Source organism: Sorangium sp. So ce394 (genome assembly GCF_051474665.1).
In the GTDB taxonomy this organism is placed as follows: domain Bacteria; phylum Myxococcota_A; class Polyangia; order Polyangiales; family Polyangiaceae; genus Sorangium; species Sorangium cellulosum_D.
In genome coordinates this window covers 4,223,661-4,248,813 of record NZ_CP150339.1, presented here as the reverse complement: position 1 = coordinate 4,248,813, position 25,153 = coordinate 4,223,661, and the positions used below count along the sequence as shown (strand labels likewise).

14 protein-coding genes and 1 pseudogene are annotated in these 25,153 nt (G+C 71.4%); 5 read left to right on the top strand and 10 right to left on the bottom strand.

What is annotated here, in order from left to right; translation table 11 throughout:
- Positions 1-475: 475 nt before the first annotated feature.
- Positions 476-1,246, top strand: a complete 771-nt coding sequence (locus WMF33_RS15750; RefSeq protein WP_437337897.1) for a hypothetical protein — start codon at positions 476-478, stop codon at positions 1,244-1,246.
- 96 nt (positions 1,247-1,342) lie between these two features.
- Here WMF33_RS15750 and WMF33_RS15745 read toward each other — a convergent pair whose 3' ends face one another.
- Positions 1,343-1,843 (bottom strand): MGMT family protein, encoded by a 501-nt coding sequence (locus tag WMF33_RS15745; RefSeq protein ID WP_437337896.1) that lies wholly within the window; start codon positions 1,841-1,843, stop codon positions 1,343-1,345.
- Positions 1,844-1,935: 92 nt separating this feature from the next.
- Entirely contained in the window at positions 1,936-2,703 is a 768-nt protein-coding gene (locus tag WMF33_RS15740; RefSeq protein WP_437337895.1) for a thaumatin family protein, read from the bottom strand.
- 269 nt (positions 2,704-2,972) lie between these two features.
- On the opposite strand from WMF33_RS15740, the gene WMF33_RS15735 reads away from it, so the two are divergent.
- Positions 2,973-3,653: a hypothetical protein gene (locus WMF33_RS15735; RefSeq protein WP_437337894.1), complete on the top strand. Its 681-nt coding sequence runs from the start codon at positions 2,973-2,975 to the stop codon at positions 3,651-3,653.
- A 176-nt stretch (positions 3,654-3,829) separates the two neighbouring features.
- Here WMF33_RS15735 and WMF33_RS15730 read toward each other — a convergent pair whose 3' ends face one another.
- From WMF33_RS15730 to WMF33_RS15710, 5 genes and pseudogenes are all read right to left on the bottom strand, one after another.
- A complete protein-coding gene (locus tag WMF33_RS15730) occupies positions 3,830-5,464 on the bottom strand; it encodes a hypothetical protein (protein ID WP_437337893.1) in 1,635 nt (544 codons plus the stop codon).
- Positions 5,461-9,570 carry an RHS repeat-associated core domain-containing protein gene (locus WMF33_RS15725; protein WP_437337892.1) on the bottom strand — a complete coding sequence of 1,370 codons (4,110 nt, stop codon included), beginning with the start codon at positions 9,568-9,570 and terminating at the stop codon, positions 5,461-5,463. The genes WMF33_RS15730 and WMF33_RS15725 overlap by 4 nt, the downstream gene beginning before the upstream one ends.
- Before the next feature lie 185 nt (positions 9,571-9,755).
- The gene (locus tag WMF33_RS15720; protein WP_437337891.1) at positions 9,756-10,157 is read right to left on the bottom strand and encodes an alpha/beta fold hydrolase; all 402 of its coding nucleotides are present in this window, start codon (positions 10,155-10,157) and stop codon (positions 9,756-9,758) included.
- An 85-nt stretch (positions 10,158-10,242) separates the two neighbouring features.
- Positions 10,243-10,404 (bottom strand): annotated as a pseudogene (locus WMF33_RS15715) (alpha/beta fold hydrolase); the annotation flags it as partial.
- 186 nt (positions 10,405-10,590) lie between these two features.
- The gene (locus WMF33_RS15710) at positions 10,591-11,748 is read right to left on the bottom strand and encodes a hypothetical protein (RefSeq protein ID WP_437337890.1); all 1,158 of its coding nucleotides are present in this window, start codon (positions 11,746-11,748) and stop codon (positions 10,591-10,593) included.
- 126 nt (positions 11,749-11,874) lie between these two features.
- Here WMF33_RS15710 and WMF33_RS15705 point away from each other — a divergent pair, with 126 nt between their 5' ends.
- On the top strand, positions 11,875-13,305 hold the full coding sequence (locus tag WMF33_RS15705; protein ID WP_437337889.1) for a sigma 54-interacting transcriptional regulator: 1,431 nt from the start codon (positions 11,875-11,877) through the stop codon (positions 13,303-13,305).
- A gap of 34 nt (positions 13,306-13,339) precedes the next feature.
- On the opposite strand, the gene WMF33_RS15700 is transcribed toward WMF33_RS15705, so the two are convergent.
- The gene (locus tag WMF33_RS15700) at positions 13,340-14,836 is read right to left on the bottom strand and encodes a hypothetical protein (RefSeq protein WP_437337888.1); all 1,497 of its coding nucleotides are present in this window, start codon (positions 14,834-14,836) and stop codon (positions 13,340-13,342) included.
- 282 nt (positions 14,837-15,118) lie between these two features.
- Between WMF33_RS15700 and WMF33_RS15695 the strand changes: the two genes are divergently transcribed.
- Positions 15,119-19,015 (top strand): protein kinase domain-containing protein, encoded by a 3,897-nt coding sequence (locus tag WMF33_RS15695; protein ID WP_437337887.1) that lies wholly within the window; start codon positions 15,119-15,121, stop codon positions 19,013-19,015.
- 47 nt (positions 19,016-19,062) lie between these two features.
- On the opposite strand, the gene WMF33_RS15690 is transcribed toward WMF33_RS15695, so the two are convergent.
- Positions 19,063-20,241 carry an acyl-CoA dehydrogenase family protein gene (locus tag WMF33_RS15690; protein WP_437337886.1) on the bottom strand — a complete coding sequence of 393 codons (1,179 nt, stop codon included), beginning with the start codon at positions 20,239-20,241 and terminating at the stop codon, positions 19,063-19,065.
- 30 nt (positions 20,242-20,271) lie between these two features.
- Entirely contained in the window at positions 20,272-20,682 is a 411-nt protein-coding gene (locus WMF33_RS15685; protein WP_437337885.1) for a YybH family protein, read from the bottom strand.
- 554 nt (positions 20,683-21,236) lie between these two features.
- Here WMF33_RS15685 and WMF33_RS15680 point away from each other — a divergent pair.
- Positions 21,237-25,148 carry a protein kinase domain-containing protein gene (locus WMF33_RS15680; protein ID WP_437337884.1) on the top strand — a complete coding sequence of 1,304 codons (3,912 nt, stop codon included), beginning with the start codon at positions 21,237-21,239 and terminating at the stop codon, positions 25,146-25,148.
- The last annotated feature ends 5 nt before the right edge of the window (positions 25,149-25,153 follow it).

Genomic DNA, 25,153 nt, shown 5'->3' with positions numbered 1-25,153 from the left:
CGCTGCGGCCCACGGCGTGGGGACACGAACTATATATTTGCGCATTCCAGATGTACCTCGGCCATCATCGTCAGAAGGGTTCACGCGGTTTCATCGAGCGCTCGCGCGCGGCGTAGGTCGTTGCGGATGCAGCCGTCTCGGCGCCTCATGCCCGAGCGAACACACGCAACGCGCCCTCACGGAAGGTTCGATGTCGATACGAAGAAGTGTGCATGGCGAAGGCGCACCGCCGCGCTCCCGGCGTCCCGTTTCCTCTCACACACCTCGTTGCCGGAGCGGGTGGCTTCCGTGATCGAGTCGACGCGCCACCTGACGATTTTTGTAACGTCCATGGAGGCGCGCATTTTTCGATGACGCTGGCCCCCCCTCGCAGGTATGGTTGGGCCGGTTGTCCTGGACGCCCTGGTCGCTGACCGCCCGGCACGACGGCCGGCGAGCTCCGGGCCGGCCAGGTCACCCTCCACGGGAGCTTCTGATGAGAGAGCACGCAGCAGTCCGGACGACGGAGCCACGCGCGATGGTGATGGCCGCGGCGCTCGCCCTCGCGTGCGGGATCGCGGCATGCAACGCGATCTCGGGGGTCGACGAGCTCGACTTCTCGGGCACCGCCGACGCGACGGGCGGCGGCGCGGCCGGCAGCGGCAGCGGTACGGCCGGAGGTGAGGCGGGCAGCGGCGGCGCCGGCGGCACGGGCGGCGATGGCGGCGCCGGCGGCACGGGCGGCGATGGCGGCACGGGCGCCAGCGGCACCGGCGGCACGGGCGGCGATGGCGGCACCGGCGGCGATGGCGGCGCCGGCGGCGCCGGCGACATCTCTTACGACATCAACTGTGGGGGCGGCAATGTCGCTGTCGGCGTCCACGGCCGGAGCGGCGGCTCGCTCGACAGCATCGGCCTGATGTGCGCTCCGCTCGCGAGCGACGGCACCCTGGGCACCCCCTTTCAGACCCTGACCGCCGGCGGCGACGGCGGGTCGCCCGGCAGCGTGATCTGCCCTGCGAGCCAGGTCATGGTCGGGATGAACATCTGGGTCGACGACAACCGGGTTTACCGGGTCGAGCTGCTGTGCCAGACCATCGAAGCGTGGAAGGTGGACGACATGAACCTCAATGTCGGCCCTGGCATCGGCCCCGTCCAGGCCGACGGTTTCGGGGTCAAGTGCCCGAAGGGGACCGCCGTCGCCAAGATCACCGGAGAAGCCGACACCCTCGTGCGCGCCGTCCATCTCGCTTGTCGCACGCTGTGACGGGCCGCTCTGCTTCCCGGCTGCGGCGCTCGTGAGAGCGGCTCACGGAACCGGACCGAGCCAGCGGCAGGAGACGCATGGCAAGGAGCAGCGGCCTCACGATCGCCGCTTCCGGGGCGCCGCGCCGCGGGCCTTCTTCGCGGGCGCGGCGGCGGGCGTGCTCCGGAACCACCCGAAGCGATCGAGCGACACGTTGCCGCGATCGTCGAACTCGACGCCCTCGGCCTCGAGCAGCATGCGCTGGAGCGCGCCGCCCACCGGATCCTTGATGGTGACGGCCGCGCGATGGCGCGGGCGGCTCCCGAGCACGCGCTGCCACGGCACGCCCGCGCCGTCGCCGGTCTCCTTGAGCGCGGCGAGGGCATACCCGACGTGGCGCGCCGCGCGGGGGTGCCCGGCCATCGCGGCGACCGCGCCGTACGTGCACACCCGCCCCGCGGGGATCCGGCGAATGACCCGGTAGAACGCGGCCCACCAGGAGATCGTCTCGGGGAGCGCCGCGGGCTCTCGCCGCCCCCGGCGAGGCCCCGGGGCCACCGGGAGGCGGCGGCCGACCTCCGGAGCTTGCTTGTGGGCGCGGCGGTCCTTGGTGGCCACGCGGCTGACCTAGCACGGAGGACCGCGCCCGGGGATCCCCTGTTCCGTGATGCCGCGGCGATTGACCTGATGCGGGAATGCGAGGGAGCAGGTCAAGGGCAGAACACGATGTCGTAGTCTTCCCCCGCGCAGGCGGCCATCGACTCCTGGTCGTCGCCCGACCAGGAATAGGCATCCTTGCATCGCTCTTCGAAGTACACGGCCACGGGGTTCGTGGGATCGTCCCGGTCGGGGCTCACGCAGGAGATCGTCGCGCCGCTCGCGTCCTCGTAGCGGCCCGCCTCCGGGCACCCCGCGAGCAGGCTCTCCGGACACGACAGCGTCCGGCAGTCCGGCAGGCCGACGGGCACGATCGCCAGCGGGAGGTTGTGCGCATCCACGTGGCTGATGTTGTACCAGTCGAAATCGTTGAAATCGGTGTTGAGGGTCATCTCGGCCAGCGTGTGTCGGCCGCCGCCCGGGTCCGCCCCGGCATACGCCCAGTAGCGCAGCGACGACAGCGGCTCCTCGCTGGTGCCGACGTCGCGGCACGCGAACTGCCCGGGGCCGAGCTCCCCGCCCTCGATGAGGCTGCCCAGGAACTGGAGCGGCTTGTCGCACCGGTTGACGAAGGCCAGCGTGGACTTCCCGTCCCCCGGCGTGCGGCAGTCGACCTCGACCGGATCGCCGGGCGGCTGGCCTGTCGAGGCGCTGCTGGCCTCGCTCGACAAGGCCCCGCCGGTCGAGGTGGACGCGGAGCTCACCGGGCTGGATCCGCCGCCCGTGGCGCCGGGCGAGGCGTCCTGCCCAGGGTCGGCGCAGCCGGCGTCGAGGAGCGCAAAGGCGAGCGGCACGGCCGCGATCTTCCAACGTTGCGACATGGCGGTCTTCCTTACGGCGTGTCCTGGGAGGAGAATACAGAACGTCCGGAACGATGTCCCGCCCGCCGAGCTCGACGCATGGCAGCGGAGCCGGCGACCAAGGCCCGCTGGCCGGCTGCCATGCGGCCCTTGGGCCATCGAGCTCCCTCGGATGTGCCACGGCACAATCTGGCACTCGGCGCTATCGTGCGCCGAGCGCCTGAATCGTCGCGAGCAACGCTTTTCGCATTCTCCCGCCCTGGCACCGGAGCTGCATGGTCGGTACAGCCATGAATAACAGATCGGTCTTTGTCGCTTTGATTCCGCTCGTGCTGACCGCCTGCGACCCTGCTTTCTGGGACGGCGGCTCGGTCGATATCTCCGACGTCTTCAACGGCGGCGCGCACGATCCGCCGGATTCGAACGATCCGCCGGGGCCGCCAGGCACCGGCGGCGCGGGCGGCGGCGGGGGTGGCGATTCGGGCCCGCTGTCGGCGGCCGTCGCGATGACGCGCGCGCAGCGCGAAGCCCTCATGCAGGCGTATTACGATCAGATCATGAACGAGACCGGCAGCGTGGTCTCGACCGCGGCGGCCGGCGGGCAGCCCGACCAGGATCCCAACGACCTCATGCTCCACATCTCGGACATGGGCGAGTCCTGCGACGTCTATCCCAGGTCCCTCCCCTGCGGTGAGCACTGGCAGCTGCGCCTCGTCCTGCCGATCGCCTACCAGCAGGTCGGCGTCTACGATCTCGACGATTTCGCGCTCCACGCGACGGTCTTCGAGACGGGCGCGCCCTACTCTCCGGCGCCGGACGACTGTCCGATGGGCGGCGGCACGCTCTTCGGCTCGGGCACGCTCGAGATCCTCGCGATCGACAGCGCCGAGGTGCGGTTCCGCGTGACCACCGACGCGGCGCTCATGGGCGGCAACCCGAGCGGAGAGTACACGGCGCCGCGCTGTCCGTGACCCCGCTGCGACGACGCGCGCCAGCGCGCAGTGCGGCGGCGGGCGCGGCGTTGCCGTGAAGGGGGCCAAAGCCGGGTCGTGCGGCTCCGCTCGAGCCGGGCGAGCGGCGTGGAACCGATGCGATCCGGCGCGCTCGCGCCGCGACACGATGCGCAAAGCATCCCGCAAGCGCTCTCTCAGTGGATGGATGTCACATCCCGCAGGCCCGCCGCATGGAGCGCTGCGATGCGAGGCTGTCCTTCGAGGCTGGACGTCACGACGCGCAGCTGGGCTTCAGGCGCGAGCTCGCGAGCGAGCCGGGCGAGCCGCACGAGCTCTTCCGATGTCCTCGCCACGATCCGGGTTTCTGCCCGGTTAGGGCCCAGCTCCGACACGCGGTGGATCCATGACAGCTCGCCCACGTGGTGCGCGCTCACTACGTCCGATGCCTCATCGACGCGCGTCGTGCCCGCCTGCTCCGCGAAGTCGCCACCGAGGTCGCGGTCCACGATGAGCGCAGCGAGCCTGCCCCAGCCGTTCGCGCGCTCATCCACGAGGGCCGTCTTCTCCAGCATCCCGAGCACCGACTGCGCCAGGCATGACAGCCGGCCGATCTCGCGATCACCCAGGAATACGAAGCCGCGCGGATCGATGGAGATGTCTTGATCCTGATCGAGTGTGCCGATGAGACAGAGCTCGTGCTCGCCCCACCGCAGGAACGGGAAAGCACGCGGCAACTCCTCGGTGTCGGGGCTGTCTCCCCGCCCCTCGGCCTCGAGCTCCTCCGCGAGCCTCACCGCCAGCCAGGGCCCGAGCCGCATCCTCGGCGGGCCCGGCCACAGCGGCTCCTGGATGAGGCCGCCGAAGTGCGCCTCGACGTGCAGCAACACATCCCAGCCGCGGCAGCCCATCTCAGCAAGATACGTCGAGAGGCCTTCCACGGAGGTGAGGCTCGCTGCCCGGCCGAGCGGCGCTGACACGGCGTAGCGGGCGAGCCTTGGTGAGCCGCCTTTCAGGACGGGCGACGACGTGACGGTCACACGACGTGGGGCGATCTCGCGGCGCTCGATGACGTCGCCGTACCTCTCGAGGCGCTGGACGAAGCCTGCTCCCGTCGGCCGCGCATCTATCCTGGCGGTGCGTCCATGCTCCTCCCGTACATAGATCGATACCAGGCCAGCAGCCTCGTCCGCGAGGAGCGAAGGCGGCGCGGTCTCTGGTTGCGAGGCGGAGAAGCACACGGCGATGTCTTTCCGAGCGGCGAACCGGAGGCAGCGCGCCACGTCGTCCGCGGCGACACACGCGACCGTCGTCTCGCTCCATTGCTCTTCGATCAACGCGCGCCCCGTGGCGATCCAGAGATCTTGTCCCATGGATCGGCCGATCGGCGGGATGCCGAGCTCACGCCCCAGGGCTTTTCCCCACCGTCCAAGGGCGACGAGAGAGAACGCAGGATCCCTGAAGGAGTCCAGAGCAACGAGTCGGTCGACGAGCGACGCCGGATCGTCAGCGAGCACCCGAGGCGGATGCTCCGACGAGAGCGCGCGACCGTTCCGATCGAGGAAGATCGCGCAGCGCAGCGGGTTCTCGGCGATGATGACGCGATCTCGGGTCGCAGGATCGGGCCGCTTCATCAAGGCGCTCGCCGCGGCATGGCCGAGCACCCAGCCAGCGAGCACGGGAATACCCCGCTTCCCGGTCGCCTCGTACAGTGCGGCCTCAAGAGAGCGCGCGACTTCTGGAAGCGCGGCCCTGGCAGCATCGGGCGCCCGGGCCGTCACCGTCGGAACATGGAGGAGATAGGCCGATGTCTGTTCGGAGAGTTGGATCATACGCGCCGCCACCGCCCCTGGCTGTTGCGCCGTGGGCTCGGGTTATCGTAGCGATATGCGCCCGCCTCGGGGATGTTCTCCGCGCGGCCGGGGCTCTGCCAGCCCATCTGCCGGACCGCTTCCTCGTACCTAGCTCGGTTCGGCTGGCGAGGATCGGCGCCCGGCCCGCCGCGCATCACGGCGGCGAGATCCGAGTCCCCCTGCGGGTCTTCGTAGGTGCCCCTGGTCGCCCGCTGACCTCGCGGGGCGACGCGTTGTCCCGGCTGCATGGGGCCGATCCGCTGTGAACGGGGCGGAGGCAGCCCGGCGAGCGCATGCAAACGCGAGATGGTCTGCGAGCAGTTCGGGCATGGAGCGCGGGGCCCCGCCCCTTTGCCGATCTGGTTGGATTCGAACGAATCTACGCTCCGCAGAGCGTCACGCAGGTTGCGCCGGCCGCGCGCAGTCGCCGGGTCGCATCGTCGCGGCGGGGTGTGGCTGTTCTCCCACGCACGGATGTAATCGCTGAACGCGTGCGGATCACCGCACTGCGTGATGGGATGCTCCATCCCTGTGCTCTGGTAACGTCCACGGGCGTTGTGAGCTGGTAGCGCGGCGGCTACGGCCGGGTGCAGCGGCCGATTCACGTTGGAGCCGTTCGCGTCGACTGATGTCGAGATCGGCCGCCCGTCTCCGCCCACACCCCTCACGGTGGATCGGACGACGGCCAGGCCGTCGGGATCGACGCCACGGAGCGGCATGTTGTCCGCGTACGCATACGTGAGGAGGCTTCCCTCGAGACCGATCGGTTCAGGGCTGATGAAGACGCCTGCGTCAGGATCATAGTAACGATATCGGTTATAGTGGAGGCCCGTCTCGCTGTCGGCGACCTGCCCGGGCAACCGGATATCGGTCAGATGGCCTTTCGCTGGGTCTACCTTCCCGTGGAGCGACGCCCCGATGCGCGCGAGCACCTCGCCGTTGCCGTCGAGCAAAGCCTCCGGCTGCAGCGTCGTGTAATTCGAGAGGAAGTACTCCCAGCGCGCGTCCTGATGGTCGGTGCATACGCGCTGCGCGAGAGGAACCAGGCTGTCCGGGAGCTGCAGATAATCGCGCGTCTGACAGACCACCGCTCCGGTCTCGGCGAGGCGCTCCTCTGCCGAGCGCAGCACGACCTCTCCATCCCACGCATAGCTCGTTCTCGAGACGATTTCGTTGCCCTTCCGCGTACGCTTCTCGATCCGCCGGCCGAACGGATCGTAGACGAACTCCGTGCGCTCCCCTCCGGGGCTCACCACGGACGAAAGTAGACCACTCGCCGCCCAGGAGAACGTCCACTCGGACGTCGTGCCAGAGGGACCACGAACGCACTTTTTGATAAGCCTACCGCGCCCGTCATACCGCATCACGACGCCGTCACGCTCCAGTAGGCGACCACCCTTACCGTAACGACGCCTTGTCCCCGACGATGTCGGCTCATCGAGATCGCCGCTCGGCCCGTAGCGGAACACAGTCGGGTCGCCCTTGCTCAGCCTTTCCGCCAGCACGCGGCCGTTCGCGTCGTAGCTCATCTCGGTTCGGCCGGCCCCCGCATCGTCCACCCAGAGGAGGTGCCCCCCCGGAGACCAGGCGAACGAGCGGCGCAGCGTCTCCTCGCCCTGCAACGAGCCGACCCACACCGGTTCTCCCGGCCGTACGGCCCGATCGCTCGAGGGCCGTCGCACAGTGACGCGCGAGAGCGAACGATCCTGCCCGATCTCCGTCTCGATGCGGCCCCCGTGGGGCAGCAACCGCAAGCTCTCCGTGCCATGAGGATCATAACGGAGTTCTATCGGTGTTGTCGGGCCATGCCACACCTGAAGCGCTCGACCCACTACATCCCGGGTCAAACGGATCTCCAGCTCCGCTGCCGGCACAGCGCCGGTCTGCCGCCGGCTCCACTTGCTGGTCATCCCGGTGCGTGCGCCGAGCGCGTCGAAGGTCGAGTCCACGAGGTGGACATCCCCGGCGTAGGTGGTCGTCTGTCGCGTGACATCGCCGCGTGGGTTGTATGTGTAGGCGCAAGCGACATCGTTGTTCTCGGCGGAGGTGAGACGACCTGCCGCATCATACTCGAAACGGTCGACGCGATCGTCGGAGTAGCTCCGCGTGATGAGCCGACCGAGCACGTCGTACTCGAGCTCCACAAAATCGCCTTCACCATAGTCGATCCGCGTGACCCGCCCCTGGTAATCATAGCGGTAGCTCACGTTGCGCCCGTCGAACGTATGCTCCTCGACAATCCGACCTTCGTTATTGCGATCGAGCCGGTGCTCGTCCCCCACTTCGTTGACGATGCGCACGAGCTCCTGCTCTCGATCGTAAAAGTAGCGGACCATCGTCCCGTCAGGGCGGACCACACCTATCACGACGTTGAAGCCGCCGCGCACGAGCGTCGTCGAGCGACCATCTTGATCGGTGATACGGACAAGCTCGCCGTCCTCGTCGTACTCGTAGAACGCCACGTCGCCCGTCGGCCCGCGTACGCCACGTAGATTTCCGCACTCGTCGTAGCTGAGCCACGTCCCCATCCCGCGCTCATCGACGATGCACAGGACACGGCCAAGGTAATCGTAATGAATTCGTCTGGCGGCTCCGTCCGGCTCCACGATCGCGATGCGGTTCCCCTGCTCGTCATACGTGAGCGTCGTCGTCCCTCCGTTGGGAAGCGTCGCCTCGACGAGGAGACCGCGCGGGTCGTATCGGAGTAAGGCGACGCTCCCCGCATCGTCGTCGATTGATAGGACGTTCCCTCGCTCGTCTCGGGTATAGCGTGCAAACCCGCCGAGGGCGTCCCACGCCTGCACGAGGAAACCGCGCTCGTCGTATTCATACTCGTTCGTGTGGCCTAGTGGGTTCACCGTGCGCACGAGGAGGCCACGGGCGTCCCGCTCCCACCGCCATTCGCCGCCGTTCGCGTCGGTGTACGACACGAGCTGTCCCAGGTCGTCGAACACCTGGGTGTGGACACCGCCGCCCGAGACGACCTTATCAGTCATCCCGAGATCGTTGCCGTGAATGCGTCGTATCGTTCGCGACGCAATGACCTCGCAGAAGTCGTCGTAGTAGTCGACCTTGACGTGCAGGAAGCCCTTCGCTTGCGTGCTCCCGTCCGCGAGCGTCGCGGAGATATCCGGAGCGAGGCCCGTTTCGCCGCGGACTCGGTGACACCAACTCTCGACGCACCGGCCTTCGCCGTCGTACCGGAGCTCGGTGCTCAAGCCGGCGGCCGTGAGGCGGGAGAGCAGGCGGTGCTCCTCGTCGTAGGCGAACCGTTCGGCGTAGCCGCGGGCGTCGATCGCGGCGGCCAGGTTGCCAGCGTCGTCGTAAACATAGTGCCGGAAGGCGACCCATTGTCCTTGCGACTTGGCGTTTTTGACCTCAAACGCCGCGATCCGGCCCACCGCGTTCCGACGGACGCGAACCAGCCTACCTGCGCTGTCGACCACGGCCGAAAGGCCAGCATCGCCATAGAGGAGCTCGATAGCGGAGCCGTTCGCATCCGTGATGCGCGAGAGACGAAAGTGTCTGTCGCGGGCGTCTTCCAGGCGAAAGATATAGAGGTCATCGTCTCGCTCGAGCACGTACCCGTGCTCGAGCCGTCGGAGCCGCCCGCACGGCAAGGGGAGCGTCTCGCCGAGGTCTGGCTTCTCGACGATGGTGGGAACGCCGAACGGCTCAATGACTCGGATCTCCGAACGGGTCTCGATGATCGACCACGCGAGCGAATGCTTCCACCCGGCCCCGAGGCCGACGTCCTCGTCCGCAGCCGAGCTCGAGTAGGCGCGCTCCAGAACGAGCGGCAGCGGTCCGGGGAGCGAAAGATCCGCGACCGCGATCGTATAGGCGCGACCGGTAACGGGATCGATGGGGTCCCCCGCGTGGGTTCCGCGGCGCCCGTGGACCGGGTTGGAACAACCGCCGCCGCTACCCGGCCCGCATGATCGTGCGTTTCTGCCGCCTCCCCGGGCCCGGCGGCCACCGTTCTTGCCGCCGGCGCCCTGCCTAGCCTTGCCGCCGCGGCCTCCACGCCCCCCGCCGCCGCCACCGCCACCGCCTCCCCCCATCACGAAGACGCCAGGGTTCATCCCGGGTATTGCAGGTATGTTGGGTACCGGAGCCGTCCTTGCCATGCTCGAATACTACACCGATCCCGGCCGCGCACACCTGCTTCAGCGAGGACCTCGATCCGACGATGCGCTGCGATGTCCCCGCACGGCATTCGCGGTCGGTTGCGACGGCCATCCGGGCGCCGGGTCGCCGGAAGCCCCCCTCACGCGAGGAACTCACCCACGCCGCGCAGGAACAGCTCCGGCTGGTCCTGGAATGCGACGTGCCCGGCGCCCGGGATCTCCAGCACCCTCGCATCCGGGATTCGCTTCGCCAGCCTGTCGATAGCGTCTCTCGGCGCGAGGTGATCGTTCTCTCCGCGCACGATGAGCACCTTGCAACCGATCCTCTCGACCGCGTCGTTCGGGTGCCCGGATGGGCCCGCGTCGAGCCACATCGCGACGACCGCCCGGGCAAATGCGTCGAAATTCGGCGCCGGATTCAGCCGCTGGTAACTGTCGTAGGTGGAAGGGAACCGCTCGCGCCAGCTCTCCGGCGTGACCTTCGCCAGGATCCCTCGCACCGGATCGTCCTCCGGCAGGTCGCCCTGGGCGCCTATCGCCACCACGCGCTCGATGGCCGACGCCCCCCCGGGAGGCCATCCTGTACGCCACGATGCCTCCGTCGCTGAAGCCGATGACGCTGTACCCGTCGAGCTTCAGCCGGTCGACGATCCGCTCCGCGTCCTCCTGGAGGCGCTGGTACGTCAAGGGGACCTCGCCGAGCGTCGACCTCCCGTGCCCGCGGCTGTCGACGCCGATGACCCTGTACCTCCGGGTCAACTCCGGCAGCAGCCCATTGAAGTCCTCCATGTCGCCGAAGCCGCCGTGGAGCAAGAGGAGCGCCGGACCGTCGTCCGGGCCGACGATCTCGTAATAGATGCTCGCCCCATCTATCTCGATGGATTGCCCCGATCGGTGGTCGAACTGGCTCATGTCCTCCGCGCCTCCGTGGTTCCTTCTCTCATGCAACCAGCGATGCGCCCGGTCAACACGGCGCTACCGCGCCACGCGCACCACGCGGCCGCCGCCGGCCTCGTCGATGGCGTAGACGCAGGCGCCCTGCACCGCCACGGCCGCGGGGCGCGTCAGCCCCTCGGCGAGCACCTCGGGATAGCCGGGGCAGCCCGCGGTCGGACAGCGCATCACCGTGCCCCCGCCTCGGTCCGCCCAGTACGCGTCGGCGCCGTCGACCACGAGCGCCGCGGGCTCGCGCAGCGGCCGCGACGGCTCGGCCTGCGGCGCGAGCTCCGCCGCGGCGCACGACGCCACGAGGCCGCAACGGGAGACGCCGCCCGAGGTCCCGTCCGGGTGGGCCCAGGTCCAGAGCACCTCCGCGTCGCCGAGCGCGATCCGGTCCGGATAGTCGAGCAGCACCGCGATCTGCGCCGCGACGGCGCCGGACGGAGCGCCCTTGTCGAGGCCGAGCACCCGGCCGAAATCGGCGCCCGTGCCGCGCTGGACCCAGACGACGCTCCCCGCGTCGCCCGGGGCGACCGCCACGCCGCGCGGGTGCGACTGGCTCGGCGCGAGCAGCTCCGGGGCCGCGCCGCAGCCCTCGGCGACAGGGCAGCGCAAGAGCTCGCCGGCGGTGCCGCTCGGCTCGTCGCGCGTCCAGTAGACGTGCCGCCCATCCGTCGCCAGGCCGCGCACGGCGTCGGCCTCGCCCGCGCCGAAGGCGAGGAGCGAGGTCGCCCCCGCCGCGCAATCGTCGACCGCGCACCGCCAGAGCCCGTTGGCGGCGACCCAGACGACGAGCTCGCCAGAGGCCGCCAGCAGGCCCGGCGACGGCATGGACGACACGAGATCCTCCACCGCGCCCGTCGCCGGGTCGAGGCGGCGGAGACGATCGCCCGCGCGGCTCGTCCACACCACGTACGGCCCGGCCGCGGCGATCGCCGCAGGGCCGCCGGCCTCCTCGGCCGCGGCGACCACGCACGGGCCATCGCAGTCCGCCGGCGCGCAGCGCCCCGGGTCGCCGGCGTCGGGGCCGGCCAGGCCCCCGCCGCCGGCACCCTGGCCGCCCCCGCCGCCGACTCCCCCGCCGGTCAGGCCGTCGAGGTCGATGTAACAGCCGGGCAGCAGCGCGAGGAGGGCCAGCGCGGCCCCCGTCCGCCGTGCGATTCTCGACCCGCCGCTCACCGATGCACCCCTCATGGCGTGCTCTCGAAGAGAAGCAATCGCCTGGCGGGCGTCAACCCCGGCCGCTCGCGCCACGTGCGGCGTGCATCGAGCTCCGAACCTTGACGCGCGGGGGGGACGCGCGAACATGGCCCCGCGTTCATGGGCGGGGACGACACGAAGATCTGCACCCTGACCGACGGCGAGGAGAGCTCGATCGTCCTGCCGTCGGCGCAGGTGATCGCGACGCTCCCGCACAACGTCACCCGCGAAGCGCGCCTCACCATGGACCTGATGGTCGTCGGCACGGGCCCGGAGTGCGATCTGGTCGTCCCCGACGCGCGGGTGTCGCGCAGGCACTGCGAGCTGAAGCTCACCCGGCGGGGCGTCGTCCTGCGCGATCTCGGGAGCAAGAACGGCACGTTCATCGGCGAAATCCCCGTGATGGAGGCGATCCTGCCGGTCGGCGCGATCGCGACGATCGGGAGCACGCGCCTGTCCATCGCGCTCGAGGGCGCCCCGTCGCTCGTCCGCCTGTCGGCCTCCGAGCGCTTCGGCGAGGCCATCGGCAGGAGCGTCGTCATGCGCGCGCTCTTCGCCCAGCTCGAGCGCGCCGCGGCCACCTCGGAGACGATCCTCCTCCTCGGCGAGTCCGGCACGGGGAAGGAGGTGCTCGCCAGGGCGATCCACGCCGCGAGCCCGAGGAGGGACGGGCCGCTCGTGGTCGTCGATTGCAGCGCCGTCGCCCCGAGCCTCGTCGAGGCCGAGCTCTTCGGCCACGCGCGCGGGGCCTTCACGGGCGCCGTGGCCCCGCACGCGGGCCTGCTCGAGCAGGCGGACGGCGGGACGCTGTTCATCGACGAGCTCGGGGAGCTGCCGCTCGATCTGCAGCCGAAGCTCCTCCGCGCGCTCGAGGCGCGCCAGATCCGCCGGGTGGGATCGAGCGAGTGGCGCTCGTTCGACGCGCGCGTCATCGCCGCCACCCACCGGGACCTCCGGGCGCGCGTCACCGAGGGCACGTTCCGCCAGGACCTCTATTATCGTCTCGCCGTCGTCGAGGTGCGGGTGCCGGCCCTGCGCGAGCGCAAGGACGACATCCCGGCGCTCGTGGAGCGCTTCCTGGCCGCCCAGTCGCCCCCCCGCGCCCTGTCGGATCTGCCCCCGAACGTGATGGATGTGCTGCTGTCGCACGACTGGCCAGGCAACGTCCGCGAGCTCCGAAACATGGTCTCCCGCCTCGTGATCTTCCCCGACCTCGCGCGGGAGGCGCTCGGGGTCGCGCTGGCTCCCTCGAGGGTCGAGGCCGCGCCGCCGGCGCGCCGCGCGGAGGCGCCCTCGCCGGCGAGCGCGGCGGAGCGCGCCGAGGCCCCGGCGGCCGGCACGGCCGAGGACGGCCTGAGCGCGCTGCTCCAGATGCAGCTCCACGAGGCGCGAGATGCGGTGGTCGAGCACTTCGAGCGCCGTTACATCGCGGCCAAGCTCCGCGAGCACGGCGGCAACGTCTCGCGGACCGCGGACGCGATCGGGGTGTCGAGGCAGCTCGTCTATCGGCTCATCGAGCGCTACGGGCTCCGCGGGGCGGAGCGGGCGTGAGCGGCGGCGCGGACCGCGCTCCGTGCAGCCAGGATCAGCTGTTGTGCCACTCCGGCCTGCGCATCTTTCGGGGGTCAGCGTTCGAGGAGCTGCGCGCCACCTCGAGGAGCGGGCCCGCCGGAAGGCCGTTGAACGGCGAGCCCTCCACGCGCTTGCCGTCGCGGTCGAACGTCGCGATCCGCCCCGCCGCGGAGACGTGGAGGGTGCCGCGCTCTTTCACGCGCTCGGCGGGGACGACGCCGCCCGAGCGCAGCGGGTTCACGCCCGGCGCGCCCGGGTCCGTCGGGTGAACCTGGAGCTCCGCCACGTGCGGAGAGCCCGCGCGGGTGAGGCGGAGCGCGCCGTCGCCCTCGTCGACGGTCAGGGAGAGCCGCCCCTGCCCGGGCACGTGCGGCAGCTCGTGTGAGCCGTGATGGCGGAGCTCCGGGCTGAAGCGCAGGAGCTTCCCGGCGGAGACCGAAGCGACGATCAGCCGGTTCTCCGCGGCGTCGAACGCGAGCGCGTCGATGGGACGGTCCAGGGCGGCGCGGCTCACCTCCTGGCCATGGTCGTCGAGCGCGACGACGTGCCGGTCCTGGGCGACGAACAGGCGGCGCGACCGCCCGCCGTGCGCCAGCCGGCGGGCGCCGGGCAGCCGCGCGAGCCGCCTCGAGTCGCCGCTGATCAGATCGACGGCCACGACGTCGCCGCTCCCCTCGCCGAGCGCGGCGACGCGCATCGCCGGCTGAATCGCGAGATCGGCGATGCCCGCGGAGAGCGGCGTGGGGATCTCACGCGCCTCGACGGCGTCGCTCGTGAGGCTCGCCGAGTAAACGGTGAGCGCGCCGCCGCTCAGGTTCGTGACCGCGAACAGCGGAAAGATGATCATGACATGGTCGATGAACTCATACGGTGATTCCGAGCTCCCCCAGCGGAGCATCGTCGCCAGGGTCCCGTCGAACTTGCCGAACGTCGGCGTGAGCTTCCCCGTCGATTTCTTCGGGTAGGACTGGGCCTCCGGGTCGCCATCGTCCTGGGCAGGATCGTGCACGACGATCTGCTTCCCCGCGGAGGTGGAGCTCAGCCCGACGACCGTGAGCGCGTGGCCGCCCGCCCGAAAGTATTCACCGTTGATTTTGTAGTACCGCCCCCGCGCGATCGTCAGCAGGCCCCCCGCGGCGGCGCATTGCTGCAGCCGGTCGAACAGGATCCACGAGTCGTCTTCCACGGTGAAGAGCAGCGCTATCGCCGGAACTTGTCGATGCTTGAGCCACGCGTCGAGCCCCTGGTGCCAGGATCTCCCGGAGGTGCCGCGCTCCGGGTGCGTGAGCATGAACAGGCTGAGCATCAGCACGTTCATCGGGGTGGACGAGGACGCGGAGGGGTCGGCAGGCGGGAACATCACCGCCGAGGGACGGCCGTGACTGGCGATGTAGTACATCCAGTTCATGGTCGAGGTGGGCACGCAGAAAGCGCTGCCTCCGCCCGGCAGGCTGGCCCACCGTTGATCGATGTCGGGCACGTTCGCGATTGAGTATTTGAAATCAGGCACGATGAACCGCCCTTGTTGATGGCTGGTGAGCCCCAGGGATGAAGCGACGCCGGGGCCCGCGAGGGCCCGGCGTCCAGCCCTCCGTCGAGGGCCATGCCATCGCGCAGAGCAGAAGCCGGGCCAGGGGAAGCTCCGGGCGTTCTTTGTGCGCCGAGCGGGAACGACATCCGCGCGCAACATCGGGTGTGATCCGCGCGCAACATCGGGTGTGATCCGCGCGCAACACGGAGCGTTATGCCCCTGGACACGCGGGATCGAGGAGCCGACAATGCGCGCGCGAAGATGCGGGTGGGGGACGTGCTGGAGGGCCGCTTCACGCTGGACGCGCGCGCCGGGTCGGGCGGCATGGGCGAGGTCTTCCGCGCGCGCGACAACGCCACGGGTCAGGCCGTCGCCGTCAAGGTCATGCTCGCCAGGCACGCGGGCGAGCGCGCGCGCTTCGAGCGCGAGGTGCGGCTCCTCTCCGAGCTCAGCCACCCCGCCATCGTCCAGTTCGTCGCCCATGGCCAGACGCCCGACGGCGAGCCCTATCTCGCGATGGAGTGGCTCGAGGGCGAGGACCTGCGAGCGCGGCTCGCCCGCGGCATGCTCGGCGTCGACGAGAGCATCGCGCTCGCCGCGCGCGTCGCCGCGGCGCTCGCGACCGCGCACGCGCGCGGCGTCGTCCACCGCGACCTCAAGCCCAGCAACCTCTTTCTGCCGGCCGGCGACGTCGCGCTCGTGAAGGTGCTCGACTTCGGCATCGCCCACCTCGGCGACGTCACGCGCCTGACGCGCACCGGCGCCATCCTCGGAACGCCGGGCTACATGGCGCCCGAGCAGGCCGGCGGCGCCGGCGCGCTCGACGCGCGCGCCGACGTCTTCGCGCTGGGCTGCGTGCTCTACGAGTGCCTGACCGGCACGCCCGCCTTCGCCGGCGAGCGCCTGATGGCGGTCCTCGCCAAGATCTGCTGCGAAGAGCCGCCGCGCGTCGCCGCGCTCCGGGCCGGCGTGCCGCGCGCCCTCGACGCGCTCGTCGCGCGCATGCTGGCCAAGCAGCCCGACAGGCGCCCTCGCGACGGCGCCAGCGTGGCGGCCGAGCTCTCGGCGCTCGCTGACGATCCATCTGGCGCGCACCCGGACCCGGCCCCGGCGGGACCCCTTGCCCCCACGCTGACGGCGGGCGAGCGGCGGGTGGTCTCGGTGGTGATGGTCGGGAGAGAGGTCCCGCTCTGGCTCGACACGACGGAGGTCGAAGCGCCGCCCAGCACGCCGGCCGAGCACGAGCTGCGCGACACGGCCGCGTCGTTCGGCGGCCGCCTCGACGTCCTCGCCGACGGCTCGGCGGCGGTCACCATCTCCGGCGACTTCATCGCCACCGATCTGGCGGCGCGCGCCGCGCGCTGCGCGCTCGCCCTGCACGCCATCCACCCGAGCAGGCCCGTGGCGCTCGCGACGGGCCGGAGCGATGCCTCCGGCGCGGGGCTCTTGGGCGACGCCATCGATCGCGCCGCGAGGCTCGTCGCGCGGCGCGGCCCCGGCGCGCAACGCATCCTCCTCGACGATGTGACGGCGGGTCTCCTCGACGCGCGGTTCGAGGTGGCCGCGGGCGAGGCCGGGTACGAGCTGCTGGGCGAGCGCGAGGTCATCGCCGAGGCGCGGGCGCTGCTCGGGAAGCGAACCGCGTGCGTCGGCCGCGCGCGCGAGCTTTCGATGCTTGAAGGGCTCCTGTCCGAATGCGTGGACGAGCCGGTCGCGCGCGCGGTGCTGGTGACGGCGCCCGCCGGCGTCGGCAAGTCGCGCCTCTGCCACGAGTTCCTGCGCGCTGCTCGCACGCGCGGCGAGCCGATCGAGATCTGGATCGGGCGCGGCGACGCGCTCCGAGGCGGACAGGCGTTCGGCGCGCTCGGACAGGCGCTCCGCGGCGCGTGCGAGATCCGCGAGGACGACCCGCCCGAGGCGCGCCGGGACAAGCTCCGCGCCCGCGTCGCCCGACGCGTGGCCCAGGCCGACCGCGCCCGGGTGACGGCGTTTCTCGGCGAGCTCGCCAGCGCCCCCTTCCCCGACGACGAGAGCGCGCCGCTCCGCGCCGCGCGCGCCAAGGCAGAGCTCATGAGCGAGCAGGTCCGCCGGGCCTGGGAAGACTTCCTCCTCGCCGAGTGCGCGGCAGGTCCGATCCTGCTGGTCCTCGACGATCTGCACTGGGCCGACCACGCCACGGTGCGGCTGGTCGACGCGGCGCTCTGGAGCGCGCGCGACTTGCCCTTCATGGTGCTCGCGTCGGCGCGGCCGGAGGTCCACGAGCGGTTCCCGCGCCTCTGGGCCGAACGCGAGCTCCAGGAGATCCGGCTCGGGGCGCTGACGCCCAAGGCGAGCGCGCAGCTCGTCCGGCAGGTGCTCGGCGACGGTGTATCCCCCGACATCGTGGAGCGCCTGGTCTCCCGGTCGCGAGGGCACGCGTTCTATCTGGAGGAGCTGATCCGGGCCGTCGCGGAGGGCCGCGAGACGCTCCCCGAGACGGTCGCGGCGATGGTGCAGGCCTGGATCGAGCGGTTCGAGCCCGAGGCCCGGCGGCTCTTGCGCACGGCCAGCGTCTTTGGCGAGGTCTTCTGGCCGGGCGCCGTCGCGTCGCTGCTCGGCGGCGGGCAGGATGCCGGCGACGCCGGCGTCGAGCTCGCCCTGCTGATCGACCAGCTCTTGCGGCAGGAGGCGCTCGTGCGCCGCCCGGAGAGCCGGTTCGCGGGAGAGCCGGAGCTCGCGTTCCGGCACGCCCTCCTCGCGGAGGGCGCGTACGCGATGTTGACCGAGGACGAGCGGGTCCGCGGCCACCGGCTCGCCGGGGCGTGGCTGGACGAGCGCGGCGAGAGCGCCCCTGTCGTGCTCGCCGAGCATTTCGAGCGCGGTGGGGAGCCGGCGCGCGCCGCGGGCCTCTACCGCCGCGCCGCGGACCAGGCAGTGCGCATGGGCGACACGGAGGCGGCAATCGCGCACGGCCGCCGTGGCCTCGCGTGCGCCCCTTCGGACGAGCTCCGGCTCGCCCTCCTGAACATCCTCTGGGAAGCCCATGTCTTTGGCAGGGATCTCGCGAACCCTGACGCCGCGCACGATGCGGGAGTGATGATGAGCCTGGCCACGCCGGGCAGCGGGCCCTGGGCGAGGGGCGCACTCCTGAAGCTCTTCGCCGCGCTCGCGCGCGGTGAGCTCGAGGAGCCCACAGCGATGCTGGACCTCGTGCGATCCGTCGAGCCCCTCCCCGATGCGGCTGCCGCCGTGGCCGTGACGCTGTACAAAAGTATCTGCCACCTCGTGGTCACGGGTCACGCCCCCCTTGCAGCGTCCTTGCTGAGCTGGATGGAGGCCGTCGTGCGGCCGGTCGAGGAGCACGATCCCAGCGCGCGGGGGCTGCTCGACCTGTCCCGCTCCTTCTACGCTGCGTGGGCGGACGAAGATCCATGGTCCGGTCTGCGATGGGCCGAATCGGCCCTCGAGCACCTCGAGCAAGGCGGCTCGTCCACGGATCTCCTGCAGGCGCGGATCGACATCAGCCTGAACCTCTGGTTTCTCGGCGCATTCGCGCGGGCCGAGCGCGCCCTGTGCGAGTCGCCGGAATGCACGGACGAGGAGCTGTGGATCGTTGCGGTGAACCGGTCACTCGTGCTCGGGGGAATCATGATAGCGCAGGGAAAGCTCGAGGAGGCACGTGCCGTCGCCGAGGGCATGCTCGTGGCATGGCGTGCCCGAAGCGCCATCGCCGAGGGGATGGGACACAGCCTGCTCGCCGAGCTCTCGCTTCTTCACGGCGAGCTGGAGGCCGCCGAGCGCGAGGCCCTCACCGCACGCGAGCAGCTTGCCGGCATGCCGAACACGCAAACGCCGGTCATCATGTCTCTCGCGCTCATCCGGCTCGCGCAGGGCCGGATCGCCGAGGCGCTCGCCGCCGCGAAGGAGGGAATGGCTCAGTACGAGGCGCTCCAGATGCTCAGCGCGAGGGGCTCGAGGGCGCGGCTCATCTACGCCGAGGTCCTCATGGCCGCGGGCGCCCGCGAGGAGGCGCACGTGGAGATCGCCGTAGCCCGCGCGCGCCTGCTCGAGAACGCCGCCAAGATCGGCGATCCGGAGCTCCGCCGGAGCTTCCTCGAAGACATCCGCGAGAACGCGCGCACCCTCGAGCTCGCGCGCGCGTGGCTCCGCGAGGCCTGACCGCCGAGCGTGGCACAGCTGCCGGGGCTCTACGACCGATCCGGGCGTCAAATGAAGGACAGGTTCGGCGAGAGCCCCAGCGTCACGCGGCCGTGGGCCTCGAGGTTGGTCGGCAAGCAATACGCCGCGTGCTGGCAGATGGCGCGCGCGTCGCGCGCGATGCGCTGGATCGGGTTCGACAGCGCCAGCGCGCTGCCCCCGCTCGCGCCGAACAGCGTCTCCACCGCCTCTCGGCACAGGTGGACCGCGAAGGCGACCTCTGTCCGGATCCTGACCAGGAACTCGACGTCCGTCGCTCCGGCGCCCGCCGCGCGGCGCTCGAGATCCTCCACCGCGGCGTGGAGCAGGAGGTCCGCCGCGCGGACCTTCATGGCCGCCTCGGAGAGGAGCAGGTGCGTCACGGGCGCCTCTACCTTCTTCTCGTACAGGGTGAAGGAGATCCCGCGCCCCTCCGTCTGCGCCTTGAACACCTCGATGGCGGCCTGCGCCATCCCGAGCGCGCAGCTCGCCGCCGTGACCACGATGCCCTGCACGATGGGGCAACGGTACGGTGAGCCGGTCAGATCGGGAGAGAGCAGCTCGCCGGAGAAGACGGTGGATACCGGCGCGACGCGCCGGTCGGGCACGAACAGGTCATGCGCGGCGGTGCTGTTGCTGCACGTCCCGCAGAACCCGCTCACGTGCCAGTCGTCCAGGATCTCGAGCGCGCTCGCCGGGACGATGAAGAAGGCCGGCGCGGCGCCCCAGCGGCCGTCCTCCACGGAGAGCCCGAGGCCGATCCACGTGATGTGGTGCGAGCCGGAGCAGAACGGCCAGACCCCGTTGACCTTGTAGCCGCCCGCGACCCGCTCCGCCGAGCCCCGCCCGAGCAGCGCGAAGAGGATGGAGCTGTCGGGCTGCCGGAGGATCTCCTCCCGGACGCCCTCCGGCAGGGCGCAGGCCATCCACATGGCGAGGTTCAACTGGCTCACGATCCACGACGTCGACCCGCAGCCCCGCGCCAGCTGCGTCCCGACCTCGAACGCCGTGCGCAGGCTCGCCTGGAGCCCGCCGTGGCTCCTCGGCTTGAAGAGGTCGAGCAAGCCGGAGGCTCTGAGCTCGCCGATCGTCTCGTCCGGCAGGCGGCGCAGCGTCTCCGTCTCTCGCGCGCGCTCGCGCAGGCGCGGCACGAGCCTCGCTGCGCGGGCCACCAGATCGTCGTGGATCATCTCTGCACCTCGGGTCATGATCGCTGGTCCTTTCATGGGCGCTTCCCTTCAGCTCGGGATCTTCCACTGGATGGATTCATGGGCGTGGAGGAAACGCCACTCGCCGTCGCGCTTGCGCGACAGAATGCTCGCCCTGATCCGCACGGCGAATTTTTCGGCGCCCATTCTGAAGCCCCAGTCGATGTGAGCGACCACGTAGGTCAGGCCGCCCATCTCGCGGACGACCACATCGCCGACCTTGCCCTCGGTGACGACGAACGTGCCCGCCAGCTCGTCGTAATAGGCCTCGAGCGCCGGAGCTCCGAAGATGGGCCGCTCGATCTCGGCGCCTATGTACGTGCGGTCGATGGCATCCGGGTCCCAGAGGGCTTTGACCTGCTTCATGTTTCCCGCGACAAAGGCGGCGACGTACCGCTCGAGGAGCGTCCGAAACTGGATCGCGACATCTTCGTGTCTCATGCGGCTTCTCCTGTGTGCAAGGCGAGACATGCCCACTGTCGTGGTGGAGCTCCAGGCCGCAGGCTCGACGAGCCACAATGCGGCCCCCGGCGCCGACCTGCTTCCGTCCGGTCTCCAGCAAGGCGCCGCGGGACGCGGTCTGCCTCTCCTGTCTGCCTTGCGTCATTACAACTCACGTGCCAGAGCGAGCGCGCGCGGCGGGCTCCACCACGAGGCGCGCATGTCTGCATGAGGCGGCTCCGGCGGGGTGTTCCCGGCGCGGGACAGCCTGTGAACCCGCGGTTGACACGGTGTTGCGGGGGCGCAACAAACGCCTCTGCGCGAGCCGGGTGGCGGCGACGGCACGCCAGCGTGTCAGGTGGCCGGCGAGGCACCGAGCTGCGGGATCGCCACGCCGCAACCGCCGCGAACGCCGCCTGGTCCGGCACTTGCCTGAGATGCAGTCGGCTCTGCATACCTCGCTTGCGCTGCCAATCGATCCGGCCCGCCGCTCGGCGTCGATCGACAATGGTCTGGACGCGTCGAATCCAGGAGCCGACAATGCGCGCGCGAAGATGCGGGTGGGGGACGTGCTGGAGGGCCGCTTCACGCTGGACGCGCGCGCCGGGTCGGGCGGCATGGGCGAGGTCTTCCGCGCGCGCGACAACGCCACGGGTCAGGCCGTCGCCGTCAAGGTCATGCTCGCCAGGCACGCGGGCGAGCGCGCGCGCTTCGAGCGCGAGGCGCGGGTCCTGTCCGAGCTCAGCCACCCCGCCATCGTCCAGTTCGTCGCCCACGGCGAGACGCCCGACGGCGAGCCCTACCTCGCGATGGAGTGGCTCGAGGGCGAGGACCTGCGAGCGCGGCTCGCCCGCGGCATGCTCGGCGTCGACGAGAGCGTCGCGCTCGCCGCGCGCGTCGCGGCGGCGCTCGGCACCGCGCACGCGCGCGGCGTCGTCCACCGCGACCTCAAGCCGAGCAACCTCTTTCTGCCGGCCGGCGACGTCACGCTCGTGAAGGTGCTCGACTTCGGCATCGCCCACCTCGGCGACGTCACGCGCCTGACGCGCACCGGCGCCATCCTCGGAACGCCGGGCTACATGGCGCCCGAGCAGGCCGGCGGCGCCGGCGCGCTCGACGCGCGCGCCGACGTCTTCGCGCTCGGCTGCGTGCTCTACGAGTGCCTGACCGGCACGCCCGCCTTCGCCGGCGAGCGCCTGATGGCGGTCCTCGCCAAGATCTGCTGCGAAGAGCCGCCGCGCCTCGCCGCGCTCCGGCCCGGCGTGCCGCCCGCGCTCGACGCGCTCGTCGCGCGCATGCTCGCCAAGCAGCCCGACAGGCGCCCTCGCGACGGCGACAGCGTGGCGGCCGAGCTCTCGGCGCTGTCGGCGCTCGATGACGATCCATCTGGCGCGCCCCCGGACCCGATCCCGGCGGGCCCCCCCGCCCCCACGCTGGCGGCGGGCGAGCGGCGGGTGGTCTCGGTCGTCATGCTCGGAAGGGAGAGCCCGCTCTGGCTCGATGCCACCGAGCCCCTGGGGCCCCACAGCACGCTAGAGCCGGAAGAGGACGAGCTGCGCGACACAGCCGCGTCGTTCGGCGGCCGCCTCGACGTCCTCGCCGACGGCTCGGCGGCGGTCACCCTCTCCGGCGTCTTCGTCGCCACCGATCTGGCGGCGCGCGCCGCGCGCTGCGCGCTCACCCTGCACGGCATCCACCCGAGCCGGCCGATGGCGGTCGCGACGGGCCGGAGCGAGGGCGCCGGGATGCGGCCGCTCGGCGACGTCATCGATCGCGCCGCGAGGCTCGTCGCGCGGCGCGGCCCCGGCGCGCAGCCCGTCGTCCTCGACGACCTGACGGCCGGCCTCCTCGACGCGCGGTTCGAGGTGGCCGCGGGCGAGGCCGGGTACGAGCTGCTCCGCGAGCACGACGGCGTCACGGGATCACGGACGCTGCTCGGGAAGCGGACCGCGTGCGTCGGCCGCGCGCGCGAGCTCGCGGTCATGGCCGGGCTGCTGTCGGAATGCGTGGACGAGCCGGTCGCGCGCGCAGTGCTGGTGACGGCGCCCGCCGGCGTCGGCAAGTCGCGCCTCTGCCACGAGTTCCTGCGCGCCGCCCGCACGCGCGGCGCGCCGATCGAGATCTGGATCGGGCGCGGCGACGCGCTCCGAGGCGGACAGGCGTTCGGCGCGCTCGGACAGGCGCTCCGCGGCGCGTGCGAGATCCGCGAGGACGACCCGCTCGAGGCGCGCCGGGACAAGCTCCGCGCCCGCGTCGCCCGGCGCGTGGTCCAGGCCGACCGCGCCCGGGTGACGGCGTTTCTCGGCGAGCTCGCCGGCGCTCCCTTCCCCGACGACGAGAGCGCGCCGCTGCGGGCCGCGCGCGCCAAGGCCGAGCTCATGAGCGAGCAGGTCCGCCGGGCCTGGGAGGACTTCCTCCTCGCCGAGTGCGCAGCGGGCCCGGTCCTGCTCGCGCTCGACGATCTGCACTGGGCCGACCACGCCACGGTGCGCCTGGTCGACGCCGCGCTTCGGGTCGCGAAGGACCTGCCGCTCCTGGTGCTCGCGTCGGCGCGGCCGGAGGTCCACGAGCGGTTTCCGCGCCTCTGGGCCGAGCGCGAGCTCCAGGAGATCCGGCTCGGGGCGCTGACGCCCAAGGCGAGCGAACAGCTCGTCCGGCAGGTGCTCGGCGACGCGGTGCCCGCCGAGACGGTGAAGCGCCTGGTCTCCCGGTCGCGAGGGCACGCGTTCTACCTGGAGGAGCTGATCCGCGCCGTCGCCGAGGGCCGCGAGACGCTCCCCGAGACGGTCGCGGCGATGGTGCAGGCCTGGATCGAGCGGTTCGAGCCCGAGGCCCGGCGGCTTCTCCGCACGGCCAGCATCTTCGGCGAGGTCTTCTGGCCGGGCGCCGTCGCATCGCTGCTCGGCGACGGGCAGGAAGCCGGCGACGCCGGCGTCGAGCTCAGCTGGCTCATCGACCGGCTCGTCCAGCAGGAGGCGCTCGTGCGCCGGCCGGAGAGCCGGTTCGCGGGAGAGCCGGAGCTCGCGTTCCGGCACGCCCTCCTCGCGGAGGGCGCGTACGAGATGCTGACGGGAGACGAGCGCGTCCGCGGCCACCGGCTCGCCGGGGCGTGGCTGGAAGAGCACGGCGAGAGCGCCTCCGTCGTGCCTGCCGAGCATTTCGTGCGGGGCGGGGAGCCGGCGCGCGCCGCGGGCCTCTACCGCCGCGCCGCGGAGCAGGCCGCGCGGCTCGGCGACACGGAGACGGCGATCGCGTATGCCCACCGGGGCCTCGTGTACGCTCCCTCGGACGAGCTCCGGATCGCCTTCCTGAGCGTGCTCTGGGAGGCCCACCTGTGGGCCAGGGATCTCACGAACCCCGCTGCCGCGCGCGTCGCGGAGCAGCTGATGACCCTGGCCACGCCGGGCAGCGGGCCCTGGGCGAAGGGCGCGCTCCTGAAGCTCTTCGGGCTCATGGCCACGGGGCAGTCCGAGGCGTTCACGGCCACGCTGCGCGCCGTGCGCGCCGTCGGGCCGCTCCCCGATGCCGCCGTCGCCGTCGCCGACGCCCTCCGCACGGGCGTGACGAACCTCCTGACAGGCGGTCAGCCCGAGGTAGCGGAGCCTTTTCTGAGGTGGCTGGAGGCCATCGTGGAGCCCGTCGCAGAGCGCGACCCGAGGGCACGGGGGATGCGCGACATGGCGCGCTCGTTCTACGTGATGTACGCGGACGAGGATCTGTGGTCAGGCTTGAGGTGGGCCGAGATAGCCCTCGAGAGCCTTGAACAAGCGGGCTCCCCAGCGGAGATCACGCACGCGCGCACGCACGTCGCCATGGGCTTATGGTTGCTCGGCGCGTTCGCGCGTGCGGAGAAGACGCTGCGAGAGGCGCCCTCTTGCACAGACGAGGACCTGTGGCACGCGGCGGTGCACCGGTCACTCTTCCTCGGGGCAATCCTGATCGAGCAAGGCAAGCTCGCCGAGGCACGAGTCGTCGCCGAGGGGATGGTCGAGGTGGGGCGTGCCCGGAGCAGCTTCGCCGAGGGGATGGGGTACAGCCTGCTCATCGAGATCTCCCTCCGCCACGGGGATCTGGAGGCTGCCGAGCGCGAGGCCCTCACCGCACGCGAGCTCCTCGCTAGCACTCCCAGCATGTTAGCGCCGGTCATCAGGTCGCTCGCGTGCATCCGGCTCGCGCAGGGCCGCGTCGCCGAGGCGCTCGCCGCAGCGGAGGAGGGAATGGCTCGGTATGAGGCGATCCGGATGTTCTCCATCAAGGGCTCCCCCGCTCGGCTCATCTACGCCGAGGCGTTGATGGCGGCGGGAGACCAGCCGAGGGCTCTCGCGGCGATCGCCGAAGCCCGCGCGCGTCTGCTCGCCACTGCGGCCAAGATCGGCGATCCGGAGCTCCGCCGGAGCTTCCTCGAAGACGTCCGCGAGCACGCGCGCACCCTCGAGCTCGCGCGCTCGTGGCTGGGCGAGGCCTGACCGCC